We start from the raw sequence: 24,435 nt of genomic DNA on the forward strand, positions 1-24,435 counted from the left end.
CTACTATCTTGTGAGTGCCAGAGGATCCGAACGATTGCAATCGTCCAGTGGTCGAAGGGGGCAACAGGTGGCGTAGAGGATTCTGTGCCGGATAAACCACCATCGGTTAAGGTATGGGTCTGCCGAGAAGACCTGCGAGGAGTAGTGATGAGCGAAGCGCTGACCATCCACCATGACCAGGCCGGTCATCAGTTCGAGACCAACGTGGACGGTCATCGTGCCTATCTGACGTACATGGATCTGGGTAAGCAGACGCTGGACATCTATCGCACCTTCGTACCCAACGCCCTGCGAGGCCGCGGGATTGCTGCCGCCCTGACCGAGCGGGCCCTGGAGTACGCAGAGCAGATGGGCTACACGGTGATTCCGTCCTGCTCGTATGTGGAGCGCTACATGGAGCGCCAGCAGCGGCATTCGAGCAAGGTTTGATTCTGTAAAAAAAGCGGGGCCGCTTCGCACCCCATCGCCGGCTTGCCGGCGATGGGGTGCGAAGCGGCCCCGCTTTCTTGTATCAGCCGCGCTTGCGCTGCGGCAGCACATCCTTCAGCTTGGCGCGCATGCTGCGCAGGGTCTTCTCGGTAGCCGACCAGTCGATGCAGGCATCGGTGATCGACACGCCATACTGCAGCTCGTCCAGATTCTTCGGAATCGACTGGCAGCCCCAGTTCAGGTGGCTCTCGACCATCAGGCCGATGATCGACTGGTTGCCTTCGAGGATCTGGTTGGCGACGTTCTCCATTACCAGCGGTTGCAGGGCCGGGTCCTTGTTGGAGTTGGCGTGGCTGCAGTCGACCATGATGTTGGCCTTGATCCTGGCCTTGGCCAGGTCCTGTTCACAGAGGGCGACGCTGACCGAGTCGTAGTTCGGCTTGCCGTTGCCGCCGCGCAGTACCACGTGGCCGTACGGGTTGCCCTTGGTGGTGACGATCGACACGCCGCCTTCCTGGTTGATGCCGAGGAAGCGGTGCGGCTTGGACACCGACTGCAGGGCGTTGATGGCAACGGTCAGGCCGCCGTCGGTGCCGTTCTTGAAGCCGACTGCCGAGGACAGGCCCGAAGCCATCTCGCGGTGGGTCTGCGATTCGGTGGTGCGGGCGCCGATGGCCGACCAGCTGATCAGGTCTTGCAGGTACTGCGGGGAAATCGGGTCGAGCGCTTCGGTGGCGGTCGGCAGGCCCATTTCGGCCAGGTCCAGCAGCAACTTGCGGCCGATGTGCAGGCCATCCTGGATCTTGAACGAGTCATCCAGGTACGGGTCGTTGATCAGGCCTTTCCAGCCGACGGTGGTGCGCGGTTTTTCGAAATACACGCGCATGACCAGGTACAGCGTGTCGGACACTTCCTCGGCCAGCACTTTCAGGCGCTCGGCGTACTCGTGGGCGGCCTTGATGTCGTGGATCGAGCAAGGGCCGACCACGACGAACAGGCGATGGTCCTTGCCGTCGAGAATATTGCGCACCACTTCACGGCCGGCAGTCACGGTCTGCAGGGCCTTGGCGCTGAGGGGGATTTCCTTCTTGAGCTGATCGGGGGTGATCAGGGTCTCGTTGGAGGCAACGTTCAAGTCATCGATCGGTAAATCAGCCATCGTGTTACTCGTCAGGTCACGGGTGCCGGCCGCCAACTATCCCCGTGCGGCCCAGCAGCAAGAATAATCGCAGCGGGGAGCCGAACCTTAGCGCGTTACAGGTGGCGCGACAATGGGCCAGGCCCAGTCCGTGTGGGGTTTTTCCGAGATGGCAGGTGTTTGCCGCGCATGGGCTGCCCAGCGCTGCACAACCTGTGTAAAAAGAGGGCTGACTTTTACCTGGAGATCGGCATGCATCCGCACACACCACGTATCGGCATCATTGGCAGTGGCGCCATCGGCGGCTTCTATGGGTTGATGCTGGCCCGGGCCGGCTTCGATGTGCATTTCCTGTTGCGCAGCGAGTACGAGGTTGTCCGCGAGCAAGGGTTGGCGCTGGACAGTGCCGTTCACGGCACCTTGCAAATGAAGGTGCAGGCCTATGCCAGTGCCGCCGACATGCCGCCCTGCGACTGGCTGCTGGTAGGGGCCAAGGCTACCAGCAATGACCAGTTGGCGCCGCTGATCGTGCAGGTGGCCGCGCCGGGCGCCAAGGTGGTACTGCTGCAGAACGGCCTGGGCGTGGAGGAGCAGTTGCGCCCCGCCTTGCGCAGTGACATGCACCTGCTTGGCGGCCTGTGTTTCATCTGCGTCAACCGCCAGGCGCCCGGCGTGATCCGCCACCAGGCCCTGGGCGCGGTCAACCTCGGTTACCACAGCGGGCCGGCCAGGGATGGCGGTGTCGCGCTGGTCAATGAAGGCGCGGGGTTGTTCCAGGCCGCGGGCATCGACTCCCAGGCCATGCCCGACCTGGCCCAGGCACGCTGGCAGAAGCTGGTGTGGAACGTGCCCTACAACGGCCTGTCGGTGCTGCTCGGCGCCAGTACCACGCCGCTGATGGCCGACAGCCATAGTCGCGCCCTTGTCCAGGCCTTGATGGCCGAGGTGGTGCAGGGCGCGGCGGCGTGTGGCCATGTGTTGGCCGAGGGGTATGCCGAGCACCTGTTCCAGGTGACCGAGCGCATGCCCGACTACTGGCCCAGCATGTACCACGACCATGTCCACAAGCGCCCGCTGGAGCTGCAGGCCATCTATGCCGAGCCGTTGGCGCAGGCGCGTGCGGCAGGCTGCCACTTGCCGCGAATGGAAATGCTGTACCAGGCGCTGGCCTTTATCGACCGCGGCAAGCAGCCCCGCTAAGGGGGGCGTTGGCCTCGCCGGGGCTCTGCAGCCCGCGGCAGCAGCACGCCGGACGGCAAAGCGCGTGTCCGGCGCGCTGCTAAGCTGAAGCTTGCTCTGCCGCAGTGGCAGTCGAGGAGGTCGAATGATCCACTCCATGCTGTACGCCACCGACCTCGGTGTCTACGCCCCTTTTGTCATGCAACACGCGCTGGCGCTGGCGCGCACATTCGGCGCCGAGTTGTATGTGATCCACGCGGTAGAACCCATGGGTCAGTTCGCTGAATCCCTCCTGCAAAGCTACCTTGATGAACAGACGCTCGACCAGCTGCACAGCCAAGGGGTGAACACGGTGATGGCCAATATCGAGCAGCGCGTGCTGGAAAACTTTCGAGACGAGCTGGGCGAGGAGGCCGACCTGGCGGTGATCAGGGCCGTGCGGGTGCGTCAGGGCGACCCGGCGCAGGTGATCCTCGAGCAGGCGCAGCGGCTGAGTGTCGACTTGCTGATTTTCGGTAGCCACAGTGCCGGCGCCGGCGTGGATGTGCCATTGGGGCGCACGGCGGTGCGGCTGCTGCAGCTGTCGCCGGTGCCGGTGTACATGGTGCCGCTGGCGCAGCATTTGGGGCGTAGGAAAGCATGAAGATAGCCGTAGGCTATTTCCGGGGGTATGTAACAAAATAGTTCTAGATTTATTTCCAGAACCACTAATATAGTTATATATCGTCGCTGCCTGCTGCCGCGGACTCATCGCTGAACCGAGGGGAACCTATGAAGCTTCAACAACTGCGCTACATCTGGGAAGTGGCGCACCATGACCTCAACGTCTCCGCGACGGCGCAGAGCCTGTATACCTCCCAGCCAGGTATCAGCAAGCAGATCCGCCTGCTCGAGGATGAACTGGGTGTTGAAGTCTTTGCCCGCAGCGGCAAGCACCTGACCCGCGTCACCCCGGCAGGTGAGCGCATCATCAATACCGCCGGCGAAATCCTGCGCAAGGTCGAAAGCATCAAGCAGATTGCCCAGGAGTTCTCCAACGAGAAGAAGGGCACGCTGTCCATCGCCACCACTCACACCCAGGCGCGTTATGCCTTGCCGCCGGTGATCAGCAGCTTCATCAAGCAGTACCCGGAAGTGTCCTTGCACATGCACCAGGGTTCGCCCATGCAGATTGCCGAGATGGCCGCGGACGGTACCGTCGACTTCGCCATCGCCACCGAGGCGCTGGAACTGTTCGGCGACCTGATCATGATGCCGTGCTACAAGTGGAACCGCTGCGTGGTGGTGCCGCAAGGTCACCCGCTGGCCAAGCTGCCGAAGCTGACCCTGGAAGCCGTCGCCGAATACCCGATTGTCACCTATGTATTCGGGTTCACCGGGCGCTCCAAGCTGGACGAGGCCTTCAACCACCGTGGTCTCACGCCGAAGGTGGTGTTCACTGCGGCAGACGCCGACGTGATCAAGACTTATGTGCGCCTGGGGTTGGGCGTGGGTATCGTCGCTGGCATGGCCGTGGACGCCAAGCTGGACAGCGACCTGGTGGCCCTGGATGCCAGCGAGCTGTTCGAAGCCAGTATCACCAAGATCGGCTTCCGCCGTGGCACCTTCCTGCGTGGCTTCATGTGCGACTTCATCGAGAAGTTCGCCCCGCACCTGACCCGTGAAGTGATGGCCAAGGCCATTCAGTGCCATAACAAGCAAGAGCTGGAAGAGCTGTTCGAAGGCGTCGAACTGCCGGTGCACTGATCAAGAAATATTGGGGGCCTCACGGCCCCTGTGGGAGCGGGTGAACCCGCTCCAACAACGGCCCCAGTCGTTTATGCCTTGCTGATCAGGTTGCCAGCGTGCAACCCGCATTCCTTCTGCGTCGACTCTTCCCACCACCAGCGCCCTTCACGCTCATGCTGGTTTGGCAGCACCGGGCGGGTGCAGGGCTCGCAGCCAATGCTGATGAAGCCGCGCTCATGCAGGCTGTTGTACGGCAGCTCCAGCATGCGGATATAACCCCACACTTCCTCGCTGGTCATCTGCGCCAGCGGGTTGAACTTGTACAGGGTGCGCTCGGGGGTGGAGAAGGCGCTGTCGATTTCCACTGCCGCCACCTGGCTGCGGGTACCCGGGCTCTGGTCGCGGCGCTGGCCGGTGGCCCAGGCGCTTACGGTGGCCAGCTTGCGGCGCAGCGGCTCGATCTTGCGGATGCCGCAGCATTCGCCGTGGCCGTCCTTGTAGAAGCTGAACAAGCCCTTCTCCTTGACGAACGGGTCGAGCTTGGCGCGGTCGGGGCTGAGGATTTCGATCGGCAGGTTGTACTGCTCGCGCACCTGGTCGATGAACCGGTAGGTCTCCGGGTGCAGGCGGCCGGTGTCGAGGCTGAACACCTTGACCTGCTTGTTCAGCTTCCAGGCCATGTCCACCAGCACCACGTCCTCGGCGCCGCTGAAGGAGATCCACAGGTCATCACCAAAGTGCTCGAAGGCAAGCTTGAGGATGTCCTGCGGGGACTTGTTGGCATAGGTCGCGGCCAGGGCGGCGACGTCGAAGGGTTGGCTCATCAGGCGGTTTCCATCGTGGCTGTGGCGCTGTGCGCTCGTAGTAAGGTGATGGTAACAAAAAATGGCGGGGTAGACGGATTTGGAGTCGGTGGTGGCTGCTTCGCGGGCTCGCCCGCTCCCACAGGATACGTGCAAGCATGACAGATGTGCGCTGTACCCTGTGGGAGCGGGTGTGCCCGCGAAGAATTCACCACCGATCACAAGCCTTGCAGGGTCTCCATCAACACCCGCACCTTGGCAATCGACTCTTCATACTCGGCCTGCCACTCGGAGTCGGCCACCACCGCGCCGCCGCCCCAGCAGCTGACCTGTCCGCCCTTGACCAGCAGGCTGCGAATGGCAATCGAGCTGTCCATCTCGCCGCGCACGTCCACGTAAAGCAGTGAGCCGCAGTACAGCGCCCGGCGCGCCGGCTCCAGTTCGTCGATGATCTGCATGGCGCGGATTTTCGGGGCGCCGGTGATCGAGCCACCGGGGAAACTGTCGCCGATCAGGTCCAGGGCGTCCTTGTCGCTGGCCAGTTGGCCGGTAATGCTGCTGACCAGGTGGTGCACGTTGGGGTAGCTCTCCAGGCTGAACAGCTCCGGCACCTTCACCGAACCGATCTCGCAGGTGCGTCCCAGGTCGTTGCGCAGCAGGTCGACGATCATCAGGTTTTCCGAGCGATCCTTGGGGCTATGCAGCAGCTCCTCGGCATTGCGCGCGTCCTCGGCCGGGTTGCTGGCGCGTGGGCGGGTGCCCTTGATCGGCCGGGTTTCCACCTGGCGCTGGCTGACGCGGATGAAGCGCTCGGGCGAAAAACTCAGCAGGGCGCTGCCGTCGGCCAGTTGCTGGTAGCCGGAGAAGGGTGTGGGGCAGGCTTTGCGCAGGGCCTGGTAAGCGTGCCACGGGTCGCCCTGGCAGGGCGCGCGGAAGCGCTGGGTAAGGTTGATCTGATAGCAGTCGCCGGCCTGGATATAACGCTGCACCTGGTCAAAGGCAGCCTTGTACTGCTCGGGCTGCAGGTCGCCGGCCATCGGCGCAAGTAGCTGGAAGCTGCCGCTTTCAGCGTTGTCGACAGCTTCGAACAGGGCAATCAGGCGTTCGCATTCGCTGCCCGACAGGCTCGGGTGGAATACCAGCTGGCTGGTCGCGCACTGGTGGTCGGTGACCAGCGCCCAGGCATACAGGCCCAGTTGCGCGTCTGGCAGGCCGAGGTCGTCCACGGCCAGGCTGGGCAGGTGTTCCAGGCGGCGGCCGAAGTCATAGCTCAGGTAGCCGATCAGGCCGCCGGCGAATGGCAGCTCACTGCCTGCGGGCAGCTGTGCGTGGCCCAGTTGCGCCAGGCCGTCGCGCAGGCGCTGGAGGAAGGCGCGGCCATCTTCGTCGGGCTGCGCCTGCAAGTGTTGCAGCGGCCAGGCGCTGAGCAGGTCGAAGCGGCCGCGCTCGGCGCCGGGGCGGGCGCTGTCCAGCAGGATCGCACCGGGGGCCTGGCGCAGGCGGGCGAAATAGGCGGCAGGGTCGGGCTGGTAGGGCAGGGGGTGGAGCGTACAGGTCGGCATCAGTGTGGACGGCGATGTAAAAGCGAGGAGGGCGATTGTAGACCTGTGCAGGAAATGCGCCTAGCTTTGTGGCGACATTCAAACACTGTGTTTCGCCCTTGCGGCCCATCGCGACACAAGGCCGCTCCTACAGGAGATTGCGTGATCCTGTAGGAGCGGCCTTGTGTTGCGATGGGCTGCGCAGCAGCCCCGGCGATTTCAGCGCGGGTGCACGTGCCCGAACAAGCCTTGCGATACCCGCACGCGCTGTTCGGCATCTTCGCTGATGCCATCCTTGGCCAGTGCTTCGATGTGCGCCTCGATGGCATGGGTACGCTGGGTCAGGCCGCAGTCGTTGGCGATCTGGATGTTCAGGCCCGGGCGGGCGTTGAGCTCGAGAATCAGCGGCCCCTTGTCCTGGTCCAGCACCATGTCGACACCGATGTAGCCCAGGCCGCACAGCTCGTAGCAGCCGGCGGCCAGCTTCATGAAGCCGTCCCAGTTCGGCAGTTGCACGCCATCCACCGCGTTGGTGGTGTCCGGGTGCTTGCTGATGATGTTGTTCAGCCAGGTGCCGCGCAGGGTCACGCCGGTGGCCAGGTCGACACCGACGCCGATGGCGCCCTGGTGCAGGTTGGCCTTGCCGCCGGACTGGCGGGTCGGCAGGCGCAGCATGGCCATCACCGGGTAGCCCATCAACACGATGATACGGATGTCCGGCACGCCTTCGTAGCTGATGCTCTTGAAGATCTGGTCGGGGGTTACCCGGTACTCGATCAGCGCGCGGTCGCGGTGGCCGCCCAGCGAGTACAGGCCGGTGAGGATGCTCGAGATCTGGTGCTCGATTTCCTCGTGGCTGATGATCTTGCCCGACACCGTGCGGTAGCGGTCCTCGAAGCGGTCGGCGATCACCAGAATGCCGTCACCGCCGGCGCCCTGCGCCGGCTTGATGACGAAATCGCTGCGCCCACCGATGATCTGGTGGAGTTTCTCGATCTCTTTTTCGGTCTCGATGATGCCGTACATTTCCGGCACATGGATACCGGCCGCCAGGGCACGCTCCTTGGTGATGATCTTGTCGTCGACGATCGGGTACAGGTGGCGCTTGTTGTACTTCAACACGTAGTCCGCGTTGCGCCGGTTGATACCCATGATGCCCCGGGCCTCCAGGGCTTTCCATGTCTTGATCAGACCAAACATCAGGCGTCAGCCTTCTTCAGGAATGCCTTGAAGCGCACGAGCTCGGTCAGGCGGTAGCCGCGGTAGCGACCCATCGCCAGCATGAAGCCCACCAGGATCAACAGCACGGCAGGGAAGGTGAACACGAAGTACACCAGCTCCGGCACCATCATCAACAGGTGCGCCAGGGAAGCGGCGAACAGGGTGCCGATGGCCACTTTCATGGCATGGCCGCCGCCACGCTCTTCCCAGGTAATGGACAGGCGCTCGATGGTCATGGTCAGGATCACCATCGGGAACAGTGCTACCGACAGCCCGCGCTCCAGGCCCAGCTTGTGGCTGAACAGGCTGATGGCTGCGATCAGCACCACGACGAAGGTCAGTACCACCGACAGGCGTGGCAGCATTTGCAGCTTCAGGTGTTCCAGGTACGAGCGCAGCGACAGGCCCAGCGCGGTAATTACCGTGAACAGCATGATACCGAAGCCCAACTGCGTCTCGCGGAAGGCCAGGGCGATCAGCACCGGGGTGAAGGTACCCAGGGTCTGCAGGCCGATCAGGTTGCGCAGCACCAGGATCACCAGCACGCCGATCGGGATCATCACCATGATCATGAAGGTTTGCTGGGTTTGCAGCGGCAGGCCGTACAGCGAATATTCGAGGAAGTCGGCGTCGGTATTCTCGTCGGTCAGCTTGGCCAGGCGGATGGCGTTCATCTCGCTGTTGTTCATGCTGAAGGTAACGTTGGCCTTTTTGCCGCCATCGACGGTGATCAGGTTGTCGTCACCGGTCCACCACAGCAGGCGATCGCTGGGCAGGCCCTGCTCGCCGGTGTCCGGGTTGAAGTACAGCCAGTCGGTACCGTTGAAGCTGCGCAGCCACAGCTCCGGGGTTTGCGGGGTGTCGGCCACCAGGCGGATGGTGTGCACCTTCTCCATCGGTACGTGGGCGATCGACAGCAGCAGGTCGATGACCTGGGCCTTCTTCATGGTCGTGGTGTCGCCGGCCAGCAGCAGCTTGACGTTGTCGTCGTTGAGGTTGTTGACCCGCTTGATGGTCTCGCTGACGAAGGTCTCGACGTCGGCCGAGTGCTGGCGGATCGGCGCCATCAGGGCCTCGGCGGCGATCTTCTCGGGGCCTTCCACTGCCAGGCTGTCACGGAAGGTCGGGCCTTTGACCGTGGTCTTCTCGTTGCTGTAGCGCTTGGTCAGCACCAGGCGGTAGTAGAGGGTCTGGTTGCCGCTGGCGCGGCGGGCCGACCAGGTGACCTTGCGGTTGCCGTCGGCACGGTTGACGCTCACCCCGTAGTTGTTGGAGATGAAGCTCTCGTTGAGGCTGACGTAGTCGCGGTTCAGCGGTGGCACGAACATCTGCACCTTGACCGGGTCCTTGGTGCTGGCCACGAACTCGACCTTGGCGTCGATGTTCCACAGGTCGTCGGTTTCATCCTCGGTTACCGGGATGCCGAGTACGAAGATCTGATAAGCCGTGACCGCCACGCCCAACAGCACCAGCACGGTGATCAGGACTTTCAGATGGAGGGTAAGAGAGCGCATCGGGATTACTCTGCTTTGGGAGCTTCGGTGGCACAGGCAGGTTTGCCGGCCGCGTATTTAAGGCTTGGGTCGACCAGCGCGTCGAAGTGCTTGAGCGCCTCGGAGCCGATCAGCAGCGGGAACTGGAAGGCGCTGCGGTCGGTGAGGTTGACTTCGATGGTGCGCACGGCCTGGCCCATGCAGATTTCAAGTTCGATGACCGGGCGTGCGGTGTAGGCCTTGCCCGATTCAGCATCATAGTCGCCGGCCCGGCGCTTGATCTTGCTTACACGTGCCAGCGGGCGTTCGATGGGGTGCGAATGGGCGGCGTCGATGGCCAGGTAGAAGCGCACCCAGCTTTCGCCATTGCGCTTGAAACGCTTGATGTCGCGGGCGCTGAGCGACGCGGTCTTGGCGCCGGTGTCGAGCTTGGCGGCCACTTCCAGGTCCAGGTCGCCCAGGCGTGCATATTCGTTGAGACCGTACACGGTCTTGCCTGCAGCCTGGCCAAGGGCCGGCAGCAGGGTGAGGCAGAGCAGCAATAATGCGGGTGTAAGTCTCATATTCCTGGCGCGGTGCAGTGCAAGGTTCGGGGCTGTTTTCAAAGCCATGTTCAGAGCCGTGTTCAGGGCAAGGCGACTGGCAGCGACTGCGCAAGCTTCCTCGTTCATCTGTCAACAGCATGAATGTATGACAGACAGGCTATCCATACTCCATCGGAGGCGCGGCATTCTATCACGCCGGCGCCTTGACGCCAGCGGTGCGCGATCAGACAGCACCGGGGCGGCGTTAGTTCGTTCTTAGACGATTGTCTACAATGTTCATTTTGTCTTTGACTGCTTCGGTCGAATTAGCTAATTTCTGGCAAAGAGATTTGCAAGGTGTCGACAATATGCAGGACCTCTCCACCCCCAGCCCGGTGCTGGCTGACGAAACGGAAACCTTGTCCGAAAACGTCTTCCGGCGCATCCAGGCGGCCATCGTCAAGGGCGATATCGCCCCCGGCAGCAAGATTTCCGAGCCGGAGCTGGCGCGTACCTACGGCATCAGCCGCGGGCCGCTGCGCGAGGCCATCCACCGCCTCGAAGGCCAGCGCCTGCTGGTGCGCGTGCCGCATGTGGGGGCGCGGGTGGTGTCGCTCAACCACGCCGAACTGATCGAGCTGTACGAAATTCGCGAATCGCTGGAAGGCATGGCCTGCCGCCTGGCTGCCGAACGCATGAGCCAGGCCGACATCGACGAACTGCGCCGTGTGCTCGACACCCACGAGCGCGATGCCGCGTTCCAGGCCGGCCTGGGCTATTACCAGCAGGAAGGCGACTACGACTTCCATTACCGGATCATCCAGGGCAGCGGTAACCAGACCCTGGTCAAGATGCTCTGCGGCGAGCTGTACCAGCTGGTGCGCATGTACCGCATCCAGTTTTCCGCCACGCCCAATCGGCCACGCCAGGCCTTTGCCGAACACCACCGCATTCTCGATGCCATCGCCGACCGTGACGGCGAGCTGGCCGAACTCCTGATGCGCCGCCACATCGGCGCGTCCAAGCGCAATATCGAGCGTCACTACCTGGACGCCCACAACAACAGCCCACGAGGTGAGAAATGACTGTGAAGAGCACCCCCGGTCAGCGTTTCCGCGACGCCGTTGCCGCTGAACATCCGCTGCAGGTGGTTGGCGCCATCAACGCCAACCATGCCCTGCTGGCCAAGCGCGCCGGCTTCAAGGCCATCTACCTGTCCGGTGGCGGCGTCGCCGCCGGTTCGCTGGGCCTGCCGGACCTGGGCATCAGTGGCCTGGACGACGTGCTCACCGACGTGCGCCGCATCACCGACGTGTGCGACCTGCCGCTGCTGGTGGATGTCGACACCGGTTTCGGTGCCTCGGCCTTCAACGTCGCCCGTACCGTGCGCTCGATGAGCAAGTTCGGCGCTGCCGCCATCCATATCGAGGATCAGGTTGGCGCCAAGCGCTGCGGCCACCGCCCGAACAAGGAAATCGTCAGCCAGCAGGAAATGGTCGACCGCATCAAGGCCGCAGTCGATGCCCGTACCGATGACAGTTTCGTGATCATGGCGCGTACCGACGCCCTGGCCGTCGAGGGCTTGAACGCTGCCCTGGACCGCGCCGCCGCCTGCGTCGAGGCTGGCGCCGACATGATCTTCCCGGAAGCCATCACCGAACTGCAGATGTACAAGACCTTTGCCGACCGGGTGAAGGCACCGATCCTGGCCAACATCACCGAGTTTGGCGCGACGCCGTTGTATACCACCGAAGAGCTGGCCTCGGTCGACGTGTCGCTGGTGCTGTACCCGCTGTCGGCGTTCCGCGCCATGAACAAGGCGGCCGAGAACGTGTACACCGCGCTGCGCCGTGACGGTACGCAGAAGAACGTGATCGACACCATGCAGACCCGCATGGAACTCTACGATGCCATTGGTTATCACGCCTTCGAGCAGAGCCTCGATGCGTTGTTTGCCCAGAAGAAGGGCTGAAGGTCAAAGATTTGCATTGGAGCGGCTGGCCTCTTCGCGGGTGAACCCGCTCCCACAAGTACGGCGTGATGCTCGATGCCTGTGGAACCCTGTGGGAGCGGGTTTACCCGCGAAGGGGCCGGCACAGGTTTCAACGATTAGCCAGACTTCCATAACAAGTTCAAGAAAGGAGAAACACCATGGCCGAAGCAAAAGTACTCAGTGGCGCAGGCCTGCGCGGCCAGGTGGCCGGCCAGACCGCGCTGTCGACCGTGGGCCAGGCCGGTGCCGGGCTGACCTACCGTGGTTACGACGTGCGTGACCTGGCCGCCGGTGCCGAGTTCGAGGAGGTCGCCTACCTGCTGCTGTACGGTGAGCTGCCGAGCAAGGCCGAGCTGGCCGACTACAAGCGCAAGCTCAAGGGCCTGCGTGACCTGCCTCAAGCCCTGAAGGAAGTGCTCGAGCGCATCCCGCGTGACGCCCACCCGATGGACGTGATGCGCACGGGTTGCTCGGTGCTGGGCACCCTGGAGCCCGAACTGACCTTCGAGGCCCAGCGCGACAAGACCGACCGCCTGCTGGCGCTGTTCCCGGCGGTGATGTGCTATTGGTACCGCTTCACCCACGACGGCGTGCGCATCGACTGCACCAGTGACGAAGACACCCTCGGTGGCCACTTCCTGCACTTGCTGCACGGCAAGAAGCCGAGCGAGTTGCACGTCAAGGTGATGAACGTGTCGCTGATTCTCTACGCCGAGCACGAGTTCAACGCCTCGACCTTCACCGCCCGCGTCTGCGCCTCGACCCTGTCCGACCTGTACTCCTGCGTCACCGCGGCCATCGGTTCGCTGCGCGGCCCGCTGCACGGTGGTGCCAACGAGGCAGCGATGGAGCTGATCGAGCGCTTCCAGAGCCCGCAGGAAGCCACTGCCGAGCTGCTGCGCATGCTCGAGCGCAAGGACAAGATCATGGGCTTTGGCCATGCCATCTATAAAGAGTCCGACCCGCGCAACGAGGTGATCAAGGGCTGGTCGAAGCAACTGGCTGACGAAGTGGGCGACAAGGTGCTGTACCCGGTTTCCGAAGCCATCGACAAGACCATGTGGGAGCAGAAGCGCCTGTTCCCCAACGCCGACTTCTACCATGCTTCGGCGTACCACTTCATGGGCATCCCGACCAAGCTGTTCACCCCGATCTTCGTCTGCTCGCGCCTGACTGGCTGGGCGGCGCACGTCTTCGAGCAGCGTGCCAACAACCGCATCATCCGCCCGAGCGCCGAGTATGTCGGCGTCGAGCAGCGCCAGTTCGTACCGATCGAACAGCGCTGAGTCATAGATCGCTGGGGCTGCTGTGCAGCCCTTTCGCGACACAAGGCCGCTCCCACAGGGACGGCGCAGTACCTGTGGGAGCGGCCTTGTGTCGCGAAAGGGGCGCGTAGCGCCCCCGAGGCCTGAGCCGCACCTGCCCCCGAATACCGTGACCGAGCCTGATAACGATATGAACACTGCATTCCGCAAGCACCTGCCAGGCACCGACCTGGACTACTTCGATGCCCGCGCGGCGGTCGAGGCCATCAAGCCCGGCGCCTACGACGGCCTGCCTTACACTTCCCGCGTACTCGCCGAAAACCTGGTGCGCCGCTGCGACCCGGCTACCCTCGACGCCTCGCTGGGCCAGCTGATCGAGCGCAAGCGCGACCTCGACTTCCCGTGGTTCCCGGCGCGTGTGGTGTGCCATGACATTCTCGGCCAGACTGCGCTGGTCGACCTCGCCGGCCTGCGTGACGCCATTGCCGACAAAGGCGGCGACCCGGCCCAGGTCAACCCGGTGGTACCGGTACAGCTGATCGTCGACCACTCGCTGGCCGTCGAGTGCGGTGGTTTCGACCCGCAGGCCTTCGAAAAGAACCGCGCCATCGAAGACCGCCGCAACGAAGACCGCTTCCATTTCATCAACTGGACCAAGAAGGCGTTCAAGAACGTCGACGTGATCCAGCCGGGCAACGGCATCATGCACCAGATCAACCTGGAGAAGATGTCGCCGGTGATCCACAACGACCGTGGCGTGGCTTACCCGGACACCTGCGTCGGCACCGACAGCCACACCCCGCATGTCGACGCCCTGGGCGTGATCGCTATTGGCGTGGGCGGCCTGGAGGCCGAGAACGTGATGCTCGGCCGTGCCTCATGGATGCGCCTGCCGGAAATCGTCGGCGTCGAGCTGACCGGCAAGCTGGCGCCGAACATCACCGCCACCGACCTGGTGCTGGCCCTGACCGAATTCCTGCGCAAGCAGAAAGTCGTCGGCGCCTACCTGGAGTTCCACGGCGAGGGTGCCCGTGCCCTGACCCTGGGCGACCGTGCCACCATCTCCAACATGGCCCCGGAATATGGCGCTACCGCGGCGATGTTCGCCATCGACCAGCAGACCATCGACTACCTGCGCCTGACCGGTCGCGAAGAACAGCAGGTCAAGCTGGTGGAAACCTATGCCAAGGCCACCGGCCTGTGGGCCGACAGCCTGGGCGGCGCCGTCTACGAGCGCACCCTGAGCTTCGATCTGTCGAGCGTGGTGCGCAACATGGCCGGCCCGTCCAACCCGCATGCCCGCGTCGCCACCAGCGACCTGGCGGCCAAAGGCATCGCCGGTAGCTGGGAAGAAGTGCCGGGGCAAATGCCTGACGGCGCGGTGATCATTGCCGCCATCACCAGCTGCACCAACACCAGCAACCCGCGCAACGTGATTGCCGCAGGCCTGCTGGCGCGCAATGCCAACAAGCTGGGCCTGGTCCGCAAGCCGTGGGTCAAGTCGTCGCTGGCACCTGGCTCCAAGGCCGTGCAGCTGTACCTGGAAGAGGCTGGGCTGGAGAAGGAACTGGAACAGCTCGGCTTTGGCATCGTCGCCTTCGCCTGCACCACCTGCAACGGCATGTCCGGCGCCCTGGACCCGGTGATCCAGCAAGAGATCATCGACCGTGACCTTTACGCCACTGCCGTGCTGTCGGGCAACCGCAACTTCGACGGGCGTATCCACCCGTATGCCAAGCAGGCCTTCCTAGCCTCGCCGCCGCTGGTGGTAGCCTATGCCATTGCCGGTACCATCCGCTTCGACATCGAGAAGGATGTGCTGGGCGTGGTCGATGGCAAGGAAATCCGCCTCAAGGACATCTGGCCCAGCGACGAAGAGATCGACGCCGTGGTGCGTGCCGCGGTCAAGCCGGAGCAGTTCCGCAAGGTGTACATCCCGATGTTCGCCATCGAGGAAGACCGTGGGCCGAAAGTGGCGCCGCTGTACGACTGGCGCCCGATGAGCACCTACATCCGCCGTCCGCCTTACTGGGAAGGGGCCTTGGCCGGCGAACGTACCCTGCGCGGCATGCGCCCGCTGGCGGTGCTGCCGGACAACATCACCACCGACCATCTGTCGCCGTCCAACGCCATCATGCTCGACAGTGCTGCCGGTGAGTACCTGGCGAAGATGGGCCTGCCGGAAGAGGACTTCAACTCCTACGCTACCCACCGTGGCGACCACCTGACCGCCCAGCGCGCCACCTTCGCCAACCCCAAGCTGTTCAACGAAATGGTGCGCAAGGAAGACGGTAGCGTGAAGCAGGGCTCGCTGGCGCGTATCGAGCCGGAAGGCAAGGTCACCCGCATGTGGGAGGCCATCGAGACCTACATGGATCGCAAGCAGCCACTGATCATCGTTGCCGGTGCCGACTACGGCCAGGGTTCGTCCCGTGACTGGGCGGCCAAGGGTGTGCGCCTGGCCGGTGTCGAGGCGATCGTCGCCGAAGGCTTCGAGCGTATTCACCGTACCAACCTGGTGGGCATGGGCGTACTGCCACTGGAGTTCAAGCCGGGCACCGACCGCAAGACGCTCGGCCTGGACGGCAGCGAGACCTATGACGTGCTGGGCGCGCGTACGCCGCGGGCCACGCTGACCCTGGTGGTTACCCGTGCCAACGGCGAGCGCCTGGAGGTACCGGTGACCTGCCGCCTGGACACCGCCGAGGAAGTGTCGATCTACGAGGCCGGCGGGGTGCTGCAGCGCTTTGCCCAGGACTTCCTCGAAGCGACCGCCTAATCAAGAGCAGCGCGGTCCTCTGTGGGAGCGGGTTTACCCGAGAATGCGTCAGCAGATACAACATTGTTTTCTGATCGGACGCTTTCGCCGGTGAACCCGCTCCCGCAGGGGGCTGCGCAAGACAGGAATTGAACATGGCTCATGTACCGCAAGTGAAAATCCCCGCCACCTACATCCGTGGCGGCACCAGCAAAGGCGTGTTCTTCCGCCTGCAAGACCTGCCCGAGCAGGCGCAAATCCCCGGCCCGGCCCGCGATGCACTGCTGCTGCGGGTGATCGGTAGCCCCGACCCGTACGGCAAGCAGATCGACGGCATGGGCGGCGCCACTTCGAGCACCAGCAAGACCGTGATCCTGTCGCAAAGCATCAAGCCTGAACACGATGTCGACTACCTGTTCGGCCAGGTCAGCATCGACAAGGCCTTCGTCGACTGGAGCGGCAACTGCGGCAACCTTTCCGCCGCGGTCGGTTCGTTCGCCATCAGCAGCGGCCTGGTCGACCCCGCACGCATTCCGCGCAACGGCATCGCCACCGTGCGCATCTGGCAGGCCAACATTGGCAAGACCATCATCGCCCATGTGCCGATCACCGAAGGTGAAGTGCAGGAAACCGGCGACTTCGAGCTGGACGGGGTAACCTTCCCGGCCGCCGAGGTGCAACTGGAGTTCCTCGACCCGGCGGCCGACGAAGATGGCGACGGCGGGGCTATGTTCCCCACCGGCAACCTGGTCGATGACCTCGAAGTGCCGGGTGTCGGTACCTTCAAGGCGACCCTGATCAATGCCGGTATCCCGACCATTTTCGTCAATGCGGCGGATATCGGCTACACCGGTACCGAACTGCAGGACGCCATCAACGGCGACCCGCAGGCGCTGCTGCGCTTCGAGACGATTCGCGCCTACGGCGCCGTGCGCATGGGGCTGATCGACAACGTCGACCAGGCTGCCGGGCGTCAGCACACGCCGAAAGTGGCTTTCGTCGCGCCACCGAACACCTACACTGCGTCCAGTGGCAAAGCGGTGCAGGCGGGTGATATCGACCTGCTGGTACGGGCCTTGTCGATGGGCAAGCTGCACCATGCAATGATGGGTACGGCCGCGGTGGCCATCGGCACCGCGGCAGCCATTCCCGGCACGCTGGTCAACCTCGCAGCTGGCGGAGGCGAGCGCAGCGCCGTGCGTTTCGGCCACCCCTCGGGCACCCTGCGGGTGGGGGCCGAGGCACGTCAGGTGAATGGTGAGTGGACAGTGACCAAGGCAATCATGAGCCGCAGTGCTCGCGTGCTGATGGAAGGCTGGGTTCGCGTGCCTGGCGATAGCTTCTAACGCACCATTGGCGCTCGGCTTCGAGAGAGGGCTGCTGTGCAGCCCCAATTCACAGGAGCTGCATATGAGCGCCAACGTAGACTTCAACGCCCGCCCGGACTATGACCGGGTGCTGCAAACCCTCGCCGATTACGCCCTCACGTACCGGGTCGAATCCGCCGAAGCCCTGGACACCGCGCGCAACTGCCTGATGGATACCCTCGGCTGCGGCCTGCTGGCCTTGCGCTTTCCCGAATGCACCAAACTCCTCGGCCCTCAGGTAGAAGGCACCGTGGTGCCCAACGGCGCGCGCGTCCCCGGCACCGCCTACCGCCTCGACCCGGTCAAGGCCGCCTGGGACATCGGCTGCACCGTGCGCTGGCTGGACTACAACGACACTTGGCTGGCGGCCGAATGGGCCCACCCTTCGGACAACCTCGGTGGTATCCTGGCCGTTGCCGATCACCTGTCGCAGAAACGCGTGGCTGGTGGTGAGGCGCCGTTGCTCATGCGTGACGTGCTCGAAGCCATGGTCATGGCCCATGAGATCCAGGGTGTGCTGGCACTGGAAAACGCCTTCAACCGTGTTGGCCTCGATCACGTGATACTGGTCAAGGTAGCCTCCACGGCCGTGTGTGCCAGGCTGATGGGGGCCAACCGCGAGCAGATGCTGTCAGCCTTGTCCCACGCCTTCGTCGATGGCCAGGCGCTGCGCACCTACCGCCACGCGCCCAACGCCGGTTCGCGCAAGTCGTGGGCCGCTGGCGATGCTTCCAGCCGTGGCGTGCGCCTGGCCGATATCGCCCTGCGTGGCGAGATGGGCGTGCCGGGCGTGCTCACGGCGCCGCAGTGGGGCTTCTACGACGTGCTGTTCAGCCACACCAACAAGGACCTGGCACTCAAGCCTTCCGAGCAGCAAGCGTTGCAGGTGCCGCAAGCCTTGGGTAGCTACGTGATGGAAAACGTGCTGTTCAAGGTGAGTTTCCCGGCCGAGTTCCACGCTCAGACCGCCTGCGAGGCGGCGGTAACCCTGCATCCACTGGTGCGTAACCGCCTGCACGAAATCGACCGTATCGTCATCACCACCCAGGAGTCGGCGATCCGCATCATTTCCAAGAGCGGCCCGCTGGCCAATGCCGCCGACCGCGACCACTGCCTGCAGTACATGGTGGCGGTGCCGCTGATTTTCGGTCACCTGGTGGCCGAGCACTATGAAGACGCCTTCCATGCCAACCACCCAAGCATCGACCGCCTGCGCGAGAAGATGGAGGTGGTGGAGGACCCGCGCTTCAGCCGTGAGTACCTGGAGCCGGACAAGCGCTCGATCGCCAATGCGCTGCAGGTGTTCTTCAAGGACGGCAGCAATACTGAGCAGGTGGTGGTGGAATACCCGATCGGGCATCGCCGGCGGCGAGGGGAGGGCATACCGTTGCTGGAGGCCAAGTTCAGGGACAACCTGGCGACGCGCTTTGCACGGCAGCGGTGTGGGGAGATTCTTGAGGTGTGCAAGGACCAGCAGAAGCTGGAACAGATGGCGGTGCACAGGTTTGTGGATTTGTTTGTGATCTGAGGTTGCCTGTGCTGGCCTCTTCGCGGCTAAAGCCGCTCCCACAAGGCCCTGCACAGCCCTGGAAAACTGTGGGGGGCCTGTGGGAGCGGCTTTAGCCGCGAAAAGGCGGTACAGGTTGAAACAAGAAAGCCCCGGCATTTCTGCCGGGGCTTTCTTTTACATCTTACAACTCAGCTTACGCCTGAACCACCGGGATCTTGGCGTTTTCTGCCGCTTCGCGGAACTCGGCGATCTGGTCGAAGCTCAGGTAGCGGTAAACGTCGGCAGCCATGCTGTCGATGTCTTTCGCGTACTGCATGTACTCTTCGACGGTCGGCAGCTTGCCGATGATCGAAGCGACAGCAGCCAGCTCGGCCGATGCCAGGTACACGTTGGTGGCGTCGCCCAGACGGTTCGGGAAGTTGCGGGTCGAGGTGGAGACCACGGTCGAACCGGTCTGCACGCGTGCCTGGTTACCCATGCACAGCGAGCAGCCTGGCATTTCCATGCGCGCGCCGGCCTTGCCGTAGATGCCGTAGTAGCCTTCTTCGGTCAGCTGGTGAGCGTCCATCTTGGTTGGCGGAGCCAGCCACAGACGGGTCGGGATACCGCCCTTGACCTTGTCCAGCAGCTTGCCGGCAGCACGGAAGTGGCCGATGTTGGTCATGCACGAACCGATGAACACTTCGTCGATCTTCTCGCCCTGTACCGAGGACAGCAGGCGGGCATCGTCCGGGTCGTTCGGCGCGCAGAGCACAGGCTCTTTCACGTCGGCCAGGTCGATTTCGATGATTTCGGCGTATTCGGCATCGGCGTCGGCCGACAGCAGCTCAGGCTTGGCCAGCCAGGCTTCCATGGCCTGGGCACGGCGCTCCAGGGTGCGGGCATCGCCGTAGCCTTCGCCGATCATCCAGCGCAGCAGGGTGATGTTGGACTGCAGGTACTCGGCGATGGCCTTCTCTGGCAGCTTGATGGTGCAACCGGCAGCGGAACGCTCGGCCGAGGCGTCGGACAGCTCGAAGGCTTGCTCGACGGTCAGCTCGTTCAGGCCTTCGATCTCGAGGATGCGGCCGGAGAAGATGTTCTTCTTGCCCTTCTTCTCGACGGTCAGCAGGCCCTTCTGGATGGCGTAGTAAGGGATGGCGTGGACCAGGTCACGCAGGGTGATGCCTGGCTGCAGTTTGCCCTTGAAGCGCACCAGCACGGATTCTGGCATGTCCAGCGGCATGACGCCGGTGGCGGCGGCGAAGGCCACCAGGCCGGAGCCGGCCGGGAACGAGATGCCGATCGGGAAGCGGGTGTGCGAGTCGCCACCGGTACCCACGGTGTCAGGCATCAGCATGCGGTTCAGCCAGCTGTGGATGATACCGTCGCCCGGGCGCAGCGACACGCCGCCACGGGTGCGGATGAAGTCTGGCAGGGTGTGGTGGGTGGTGACGTCGATCGGCTTCGGATAGGCCGCGGTGTGGCAGAACGACTGCATCACCAGGTCAGCGGAGAAGCCCAGGCACGCCAGGTCTTTCAGCTCGTCGCGGGTCATCGGGCCAGTGGTGTCCTGGGAACCGACGGTGGTCATCTTCGGCTCACAGTAGGCACCTGGGCGCACGCCCTGGCCTTCCGGCAGGCCGCAGGCACGGCCGACCATTTTCTGTGCCAGGGTGAAGCCCTTGCCCGAATCGGCAGGCTGCTCTGGCTTCTTGAACAGGTCGGAGCTACCCAGGCCCAGCTCGGCGCGGGCTTTTTCGGTCAGGCCACGGCCGACGATCAGCGGGATACGGCCGCCAGCGCGGACTTCATCCAGCAGCACTTCGGTTTTCAGCTCGAAGTTGGTAACCAGCTCGTCGCTACCGTGACGGCGTACTTCGCCCTTGAACGGGTAAACGTCGATGACGTCGCCCATGGCCAGGTTGGTGCAGTCGAATTCGATCGGCAGGGCGCCGGCGTCTTCCATGGTGTTGTAGAAGATCGGGGCGATCTTGGTGCCGAAGCAGAAGCCACCGGCGCGCTTGTTCGGTACGTACGGGATGTCGTCGCCGAAGAACCACAGCACCGAGTTGGTGGCGGATTTACGCGAGGAACCGGTACCGACCACGTCACCGACGTAGGCAACCGGGAAACCCTTGGCCTTGACCGCTTCGATCTGGGCCAGCGGGCCGACCGAACCAGGCTGCTGCGGCTCGATGCCGTCACGGGCCATTTTCAGCATGGCCAGGGCGTGCAGCGGGATGTCAGGGCGCGACCAGGCGTCCGGGGCAGGGGACAGGTCGTCGGTGTTGGTTTCGCCAGGCACCTTGAACACGGTCAGGGTGTACTTGTCGGCGATGGCCGGACGCGAAGTGAACCACTCGCCGGCAGCCCAGGACTCCAGCACGGCCTTGGCGTGAACATTGCCGGCCTTGGCCTTTTCGGCCACGTCGTGGAAGGCATCGAACATCAGCAGGGTGTGCTTGAGCTGTTCGGCCGCGACGGCGCCCAGTTCGGCGTCATCCAGCAGTGCGACCAGCGTTTCGATGTTGTAGCCGCCCTGCATGGTACCCAGCAGTTCGGTGGCGTGCTTGCGGTCGATCAGAGGCGACTTGGCTTCGCCCTTGGCAACGGCGGAGAGGAAAGCGGCCTTGACGTAGGCAGCTTCGTCGACCCCTGGTGGTACGCGGTGGGTGATCAGGTCTACGAGGAAGGCTTCTTCGCCGGCCGGCGGGTTTTTCAGCAGCTCGACCAGGCCTGCAGTTTGTTCGGCGTTCAGCGGCTGGGGCACGATACCCAGGGCGGCACGCTCTTCGATGTGTTTGCGGTAGGCTTCAAGCACAGTTATTACCCTCATCAGTGGTCCCTAAAGGGAGTCCGGGACGCTCATCCAGCATTCGATGCACCCATGCGCTGCCACGGCTTTGTGGGCCGCCCAGCCAGAGTCGCAAAGAATCCTTACAGAAGCTGCTTTCAAAGTTTTACGCCAGCAGAACGGGAGCTGATGAGGGCTGGCACGGGCATGCGAGGGATGCATGGCCCGGGCCAACGCCGTTCTACCGGATGAACTGTGCTCGTGACGCTTTGAAAACAGCTTCCAACGGACATTGTTGCCTTGAAAAGGCGGGATGATTCTACGGTAAAAAAAGCCTGAAGGTAAGGCGGTGAAGATGACTTTAACGAGTGACCCTGGTTAGACAAAGGGCTAACATGGGCCCGTGTTCCACCGCCAAGCTGTTGTTTTTCATGTCCAACAAGTCCATCAAGACCCCTTGCGTCGGCCTGTGCTCCACGGTGTACGGAGACACGGTGTGCCGTGGCTGCAAGCGGTTCCACCACGAAGTGATCCACTGGAACGGCTACGACGATGCGCAGAAGCGCGCCGTGTGGCTGCGCCTGGAGCAACTGCTGGTGCAGGTGATGATGGCCAAGCTGGAAGTGTTCGACAAAGGCCTGCTGCGCCAGCAACTGGAGCAGCGCTCCATCCGCTTTGTCGAGCAGCAGTCGGAATATTGCTGGGCGTACCAGCTGATTGCCCGCGGGGCGCGGATGATCCGTGACCTGGAGGCCTACGGCATGGTGCTGCTGCCGGAATTTCGCGACTGGGAGCTGCCGCAGCTGCGTGACGCCATCGACCGCGAGTTTTTCCTGCTTTCAGAAGCGCATTACCAGCGCTATATCGCCCCCGGCTTCCTGCGCGATGCCTTGGAGGCGGGGCAAGGCTGAAGCCTTGTAATGACTCTGCCGACCTCTTCGCGGGTAAACCCGCTCCCACAGGTACAGCACTGCGCTCGAGTGCAGTGGGAAACTGTGGGAGCGGGTTTACCCGCGAAGAAACCGGCAAATGACTTGAATCAGTCGCCGGTATATTCGCAACCGCTGGTGCAGGTTTCGTGGATGCGCACCTTCGACAGCTCCGGCAGCAGCGGCTTGACCTGGTCCCAGATCCACTTGGCGATCACTTCGCTGGTGGGGTTTTCCAGGCCCGGGATGTCGTTCAGGTAGTTGTGGTCCAGCTGCTCGTAGATCGGCTTGAAGATCGCCTTGATCTCGGCGAAGTCGCGGATCCAGCCGGTGTGCGGGTCGAGCGGGCCGGTCAGGTGCAGGCCGACCTTGAACGAGTGGCCGTGCAGGCGGCCGCATTTGTGCCCGGCTGGGACGTGAGGCAGGCGGTGGGCCGATTCGAATGTGAATTCCTTGAAGATTTCCACGCTGTCATAACTCTATGTGAATCAAGAATGCGCGCAGTCTACCAGCATGGCCGCTACAAGGCTTGCAGGCGTTCATGCAACCGCCCGGTGGCAATCAGCTCCAGCAGCTCGTCGCCCAGCCGCTGGCTCTCGGCAATGGCCTTGTACCAGTAGCGCCTGCGCCCAGGCGCATCGCCCATGAAGCGCTTGAAGTCGTTGCGGTCGGGCAGCTTGCCGTAGGGCAGGGCCGCCAGGTACTGCGGCGAGGGGGTCATCAGCAGCACGTTCTGCAGGCGGGTAGCATCGCCCTTGCGCCATGGCAGGGCCTTGTCGAACCAGCCGGGTACGACCTTGTCGGTGAAGTGCGGGTACAGCACCAGGTCGTCGCCGCGGTAGGGCAGGTCGAGGTGGTAGTCGAGCAGGCCGCCGTCGCGGTAGGTGCCTGCACCTGCACCGGGGATGTCTTTCACACCTTCCATGACCATAGGGATGGAACCGGAGGCGAGCAGGGCGTGGCGCAGGTTGGCCAGGTCCAGCGGCAGGCAGCGCGAGGGGAAGTCGGTCAGCGTGTCGAGCGGCGGCGCGGCGCGGCCGTCGTGCAGGATGATGCGCTCGAAGTGCCGGGCCAGGCGCGAACGGCCGAGCAGGTTGCTGGCGATCACCGAACCCAGGCCGAGGCCCAGGCGGCCGCGATGGTCGTGAGCAAGCTGGCCATGGCTCTTCACCACCAGGATGTTCAGGCGATAGTGTGGGTTGGCCAGCAACTGGCCGTCACGACCTTGCAGCAGGTCATCGAGCATGTGTTGGCAGCTGCGGCTGATTTCGGCAGGGGTGACGCCCTTGGCGAAATCCTGCTCGGTGTACAGCTCGCCCAGGCGACGGATGCCTGCAACCGGGTCTTCCAGGCAGGCACTGGCGAAGCGCCAGGCGCCGATCGAGGCACCGATCAGCGCACGCTGGCGTGGTGCCGACGGCAGCCATTCACCGAACAGCGCCAGGTCCAGGCCCTGGATGCCCAGCGGTTTCGGCCCGCCTGCCGCACCCGGCAGTACACCGACATCGGCCGCCTGCAGGCCGCGCTCGCGGATCTGCCGCATGGCTCGCTGGCCAGCCTTGAAGGTGAGGGCGGGATATTTGATGTGAATGGCGCTCATGGCGGGACTCTTGGACGACAGACGGGTCATTATAGGGCTTCAGGCGAATACCCTGTGGGAGCGGCTTTAGCCGCGAAGAAGCCAACGCGGTGGATGGCACCGGCTGCGCCGGTGTTCGCGGGTGAACCCGCTCCCACAGGGGGGCGCAGGATTGGGTGATGGCGAGACAGTAGCCTGACCT

At 63.6% G+C, this 24,435-nt stretch carries 20 protein-coding genes; 11 read left to right on the forward strand and 9 right to left on the reverse strand.

Annotated features, from left to right (window positions below):
* Positions 1-147 precede the first annotated feature (147 nt).
* Positions 148-429 (forward strand): GNAT family N-acetyltransferase, encoded by a 282-nt coding sequence (locus MKK04_RS09055; protein WP_025338432.1) that lies wholly within the window; start codon positions 148-150, stop codon positions 427-429.
* An 82-nt stretch (positions 430-511) separates the two neighbouring features.
* Here MKK04_RS09055 and MKK04_RS09060 read toward each other — a convergent pair whose 3' ends face one another.
* Positions 512-1,588 (reverse strand): 3-deoxy-7-phosphoheptulonate synthase, encoded by a 1,077-nt coding sequence (locus MKK04_RS09060; protein WP_063914021.1) that lies wholly within the window; start codon positions 1,586-1,588, stop codon positions 512-514.
* 231 nt (positions 1,589-1,819) lie between these two features.
* On the opposite strand from MKK04_RS09060, the gene MKK04_RS09065 reads away from it, so the two are divergent.
* From MKK04_RS09065 to cysB, 3 genes are all read left to right on the forward strand, one after another.
* Positions 1,820-2,767 (forward strand): putative 2-dehydropantoate 2-reductase, encoded by a 948-nt coding sequence (locus tag MKK04_RS09065; protein WP_241106476.1) that lies wholly within the window; start codon positions 1,820-1,822, stop codon positions 2,765-2,767.
* A gap of 124 nt (positions 2,768-2,891) precedes the next feature.
* Positions 2,892-3,389, forward strand: coding sequence for a universal stress protein (locus MKK04_RS09070; RefSeq protein ID WP_063914023.1), 498 nt, complete (start codon positions 2,892-2,894; stop codon positions 3,387-3,389).
* A gap of 128 nt (positions 3,390-3,517) precedes the next feature.
* Positions 3,518-4,492 carry an HTH-type transcriptional regulator CysB gene (gene cysB, locus MKK04_RS09075; protein WP_010953293.1) on the forward strand — a complete coding sequence of 325 codons (975 nt, stop codon included), beginning with the start codon at positions 3,518-3,520 and terminating at the stop codon, positions 4,490-4,492.
* A 71-nt stretch (positions 4,493-4,563) separates the two neighbouring features.
* Here the strand turns inward: cysB and MKK04_RS09080 are convergent, their stop codons facing one another.
* The 5 genes from MKK04_RS09080 to rloA all read right to left on the reverse strand — a co-directional run bounded on the left by MKK04_RS09080 (position 4,564) and on the right by rloA (position 10,095).
* Positions 4,564-5,298: a phosphoadenylyl-sulfate reductase gene (locus tag MKK04_RS09080; RefSeq protein WP_015269712.1), complete on the reverse strand. Its 735-nt coding sequence runs from the start codon at positions 5,296-5,298 to the stop codon at positions 4,564-4,566.
* Positions 5,299-5,495: 197 nt separating this feature from the next.
* On the reverse strand, positions 5,496-6,839 hold the full coding sequence (pabB, locus tag MKK04_RS09085) for an aminodeoxychorismate synthase component I (protein ID WP_207835269.1): 1,344 nt from the start codon (positions 6,837-6,839) through the stop codon (positions 5,496-5,498).
* A gap of 198 nt (positions 6,840-7,037) precedes the next feature.
* Positions 7,038-8,018 (reverse strand): alpha-L-glutamate ligase-like protein, encoded by a 981-nt coding sequence (locus MKK04_RS09090; protein ID WP_063914025.1) that lies wholly within the window; start codon positions 8,016-8,018, stop codon positions 7,038-7,040.
* Positions 8,018-9,553 carry an osmotic stress tolerance membrane protein RloB gene (gene rloB / locus MKK04_RS09095; RefSeq protein ID WP_207835271.1) on the reverse strand — a complete coding sequence of 512 codons (1,536 nt, stop codon included), beginning with the start codon at positions 9,551-9,553 and terminating at the stop codon, positions 8,018-8,020. Before rloB ends, MKK04_RS09090 begins: the two co-directional genes overlap by 1 nt.
* 5 nt (positions 9,554-9,558) lie before the next feature.
* Positions 9,559-10,095 carry a retropepsin-like aspartic peptidase RloA gene (gene rloA, locus MKK04_RS09100; protein WP_207835273.1) on the reverse strand — a complete coding sequence of 179 codons (537 nt, stop codon included), beginning with the start codon at positions 10,093-10,095 and terminating at the stop codon, positions 9,559-9,561.
* Between the two features lie 329 nt (positions 10,096-10,424).
* Here rloA and MKK04_RS09105 point away from each other — a divergent pair, with 329 nt between their 5' ends.
* The 6 genes from MKK04_RS09105 to prpD all read left to right on the forward strand — a co-directional run bounded on the left by MKK04_RS09105 (position 10,425) and on the right by prpD (position 18,967).
* Entirely contained in the window at positions 10,425-11,141 is a 717-nt protein-coding gene (locus MKK04_RS09105) for a GntR family transcriptional regulator (protein ID WP_025338439.1), read from the forward strand.
* Positions 11,138-12,028 (forward strand): methylisocitrate lyase, encoded by an 891-nt coding sequence (gene prpB / locus MKK04_RS09110; RefSeq protein WP_003259689.1) that lies wholly within the window; start codon positions 11,138-11,140, stop codon positions 12,026-12,028. Before MKK04_RS09105 ends, prpB begins: the two co-directional genes overlap by 4 nt.
* 179 nt (positions 12,029-12,207) lie before the next feature.
* On the forward strand, positions 12,208-13,335 hold the full coding sequence (prpC, locus tag MKK04_RS09115; RefSeq protein WP_013971911.1) for a bifunctional 2-methylcitrate synthase/citrate synthase: 1,128 nt from the start codon (positions 12,208-12,210) through the stop codon (positions 13,333-13,335).
* A gap of 169 nt (positions 13,336-13,504) precedes the next feature.
* A complete protein-coding gene (gene acnD, locus MKK04_RS09120; protein WP_207835280.1) occupies positions 13,505-16,093 on the forward strand; it encodes a Fe/S-dependent 2-methylisocitrate dehydratase AcnD in 2,589 nt (862 codons plus the stop codon).
* Positions 16,094-16,227: 134 nt separating this feature from the next.
* Positions 16,228-17,418, forward strand: coding sequence for a 2-methylaconitate cis-trans isomerase PrpF (prpF, locus tag MKK04_RS09125; RefSeq protein WP_063914029.1), 1,191 nt, complete (start codon positions 16,228-16,230; stop codon positions 17,416-17,418).
* 64 nt (positions 17,419-17,482) lie between these two features.
* On the forward strand, positions 17,483-18,967 hold the full coding sequence (gene prpD, locus MKK04_RS09130; protein ID WP_207835298.1) for a 2-methylcitrate dehydratase: 1,485 nt from the start codon (positions 17,483-17,485) through the stop codon (positions 18,965-18,967).
* Positions 18,968-19,142: 175 nt separating this feature from the next.
* Here the strand turns inward: prpD and acnB are convergent, their stop codons facing one another.
* Entirely contained in the window at positions 19,143-21,752 is a 2,610-nt protein-coding gene (acnB, locus tag MKK04_RS09135; RefSeq protein WP_207835421.1) for a bifunctional aconitate hydratase 2/2-methylisocitrate dehydratase, read from the reverse strand.
* A 404-nt stretch (positions 21,753-22,156) separates the two neighbouring features.
* Here acnB and MKK04_RS09140 point away from each other — a divergent pair, with 404 nt between their 5' ends.
* Positions 22,157-22,636: a DUF1289 domain-containing protein gene (locus tag MKK04_RS09140; protein WP_172827536.1), complete on the forward strand. Its 480-nt coding sequence runs from the start codon at positions 22,157-22,159 to the stop codon at positions 22,634-22,636.
* Positions 22,637-22,764: 128 nt separating this feature from the next.
* Here the strand turns inward: MKK04_RS09140 and queD are convergent, their stop codons facing one another.
* Entirely contained in the window at positions 22,765-23,121 is a 357-nt protein-coding gene (queD, locus tag MKK04_RS09145; RefSeq protein ID WP_003256551.1) for a 6-carboxytetrahydropterin synthase QueD, read from the reverse strand.
* Positions 23,122-23,174: 53 nt separating this feature from the next.
* Entirely contained in the window at positions 23,175-24,254 is a 1,080-nt protein-coding gene (locus MKK04_RS09150; RefSeq protein WP_207835300.1) for a patatin-like phospholipase family protein, read from the reverse strand.
* Positions 24,255-24,435: the final 181 nt, after the last annotated feature.

It is taken from the genome of Pseudomonas sp. LS.1a (genome assembly GCF_022533585.1).
Lineage (GTDB): Bacteria > Pseudomonadota > Gammaproteobacteria > Pseudomonadales > Pseudomonadaceae > Aquipseudomonas.

Coding starts and splice junctions, on each gene's coding strand:
- MKK04_RS09060 (WP_063914021.1), bottom strand. CDS start 1,588: ATGGCTGATTTACCGATCGATGACTTGAACGTTGCCTCCAACGAGACC.
- prpD (WP_207835298.1), top strand. CDS start 17,483: ATGAGCGCCAACGTAGACTTCAACGCCCGCCCGGACTATGACCGGGTG.
- MKK04_RS09105 (WP_025338439.1), top strand. CDS start 10,425: ATGCAGGACCTCTCCACCCCCAGCCCGGTGCTGGCTGACGAAACGGAA.
- prpF (WP_063914029.1), top strand. CDS start 16,228: ATGGCTCATGTACCGCAAGTGAAAATCCCCGCCACCTACATCCGTGGC.
- cysB (WP_010953293.1), top strand. CDS start 3,518: ATGAAGCTTCAACAACTGCGCTACATCTGGGAAGTGGCGCACCATGAC.
- MKK04_RS09150 (WP_207835300.1), bottom strand. CDS start 24,254: ATGAGCGCCATTCACATCAAATATCCCGCCCTCACCTTCAAGGCTGGC.
- prpC (WP_013971911.1), top strand. CDS start 12,208: ATGGCCGAAGCAAAAGTACTCAGTGGCGCAGGCCTGCGCGGCCAGGTG.
- MKK04_RS09140 (WP_172827536.1), top strand. CDS start 22,157: ATGTCCAACAAGTCCATCAAGACCCCTTGCGTCGGCCTGTGCTCCACG.
- MKK04_RS09070 (WP_063914023.1), top strand. CDS start 2,892: ATGATCCACTCCATGCTGTACGCCACCGACCTCGGTGTCTACGCCCCT.
- MKK04_RS09090 (WP_063914025.1), bottom strand. CDS start 8,018: ATGTTTGGTCTGATCAAGACATGGAAAGCCCTGGAGGCCCGGGGCATC.
- MKK04_RS09080 (WP_015269712.1), bottom strand. CDS start 5,298: ATGAGCCAACCCTTCGACGTCGCCGCCCTGGCCGCGACCTATGCCAAC.
- pabB (WP_207835269.1), bottom strand. CDS start 6,839: ATGCCGACCTGTACGCTCCACCCCCTGCCCTACCAGCCCGACCCTGCC.
- rloB (WP_207835271.1), bottom strand. CDS start 9,553: ATGCGCTCTCTTACCCTCCATCTGAAAGTCCTGATCACCGTGCTGGTG.
- MKK04_RS09065 (WP_241106476.1), top strand. CDS start 1,820: ATGCATCCGCACACACCACGTATCGGCATCATTGGCAGTGGCGCCATC.
- acnD (WP_207835280.1), top strand. CDS start 13,505: ATGAACACTGCATTCCGCAAGCACCTGCCAGGCACCGACCTGGACTAC.
- MKK04_RS09055 (WP_025338432.1), top strand. CDS start 148: ATGAGCGAAGCGCTGACCATCCACCATGACCAGGCCGGTCATCAGTTC.
- rloA (WP_207835273.1), bottom strand. CDS start 10,095: ATGAGACTTACACCCGCATTATTGCTGCTCTGCCTCACCCTGCTGCCG.
- prpB (WP_003259689.1), top strand. CDS start 11,138: ATGACTGTGAAGAGCACCCCCGGTCAGCGTTTCCGCGACGCCGTTGCC.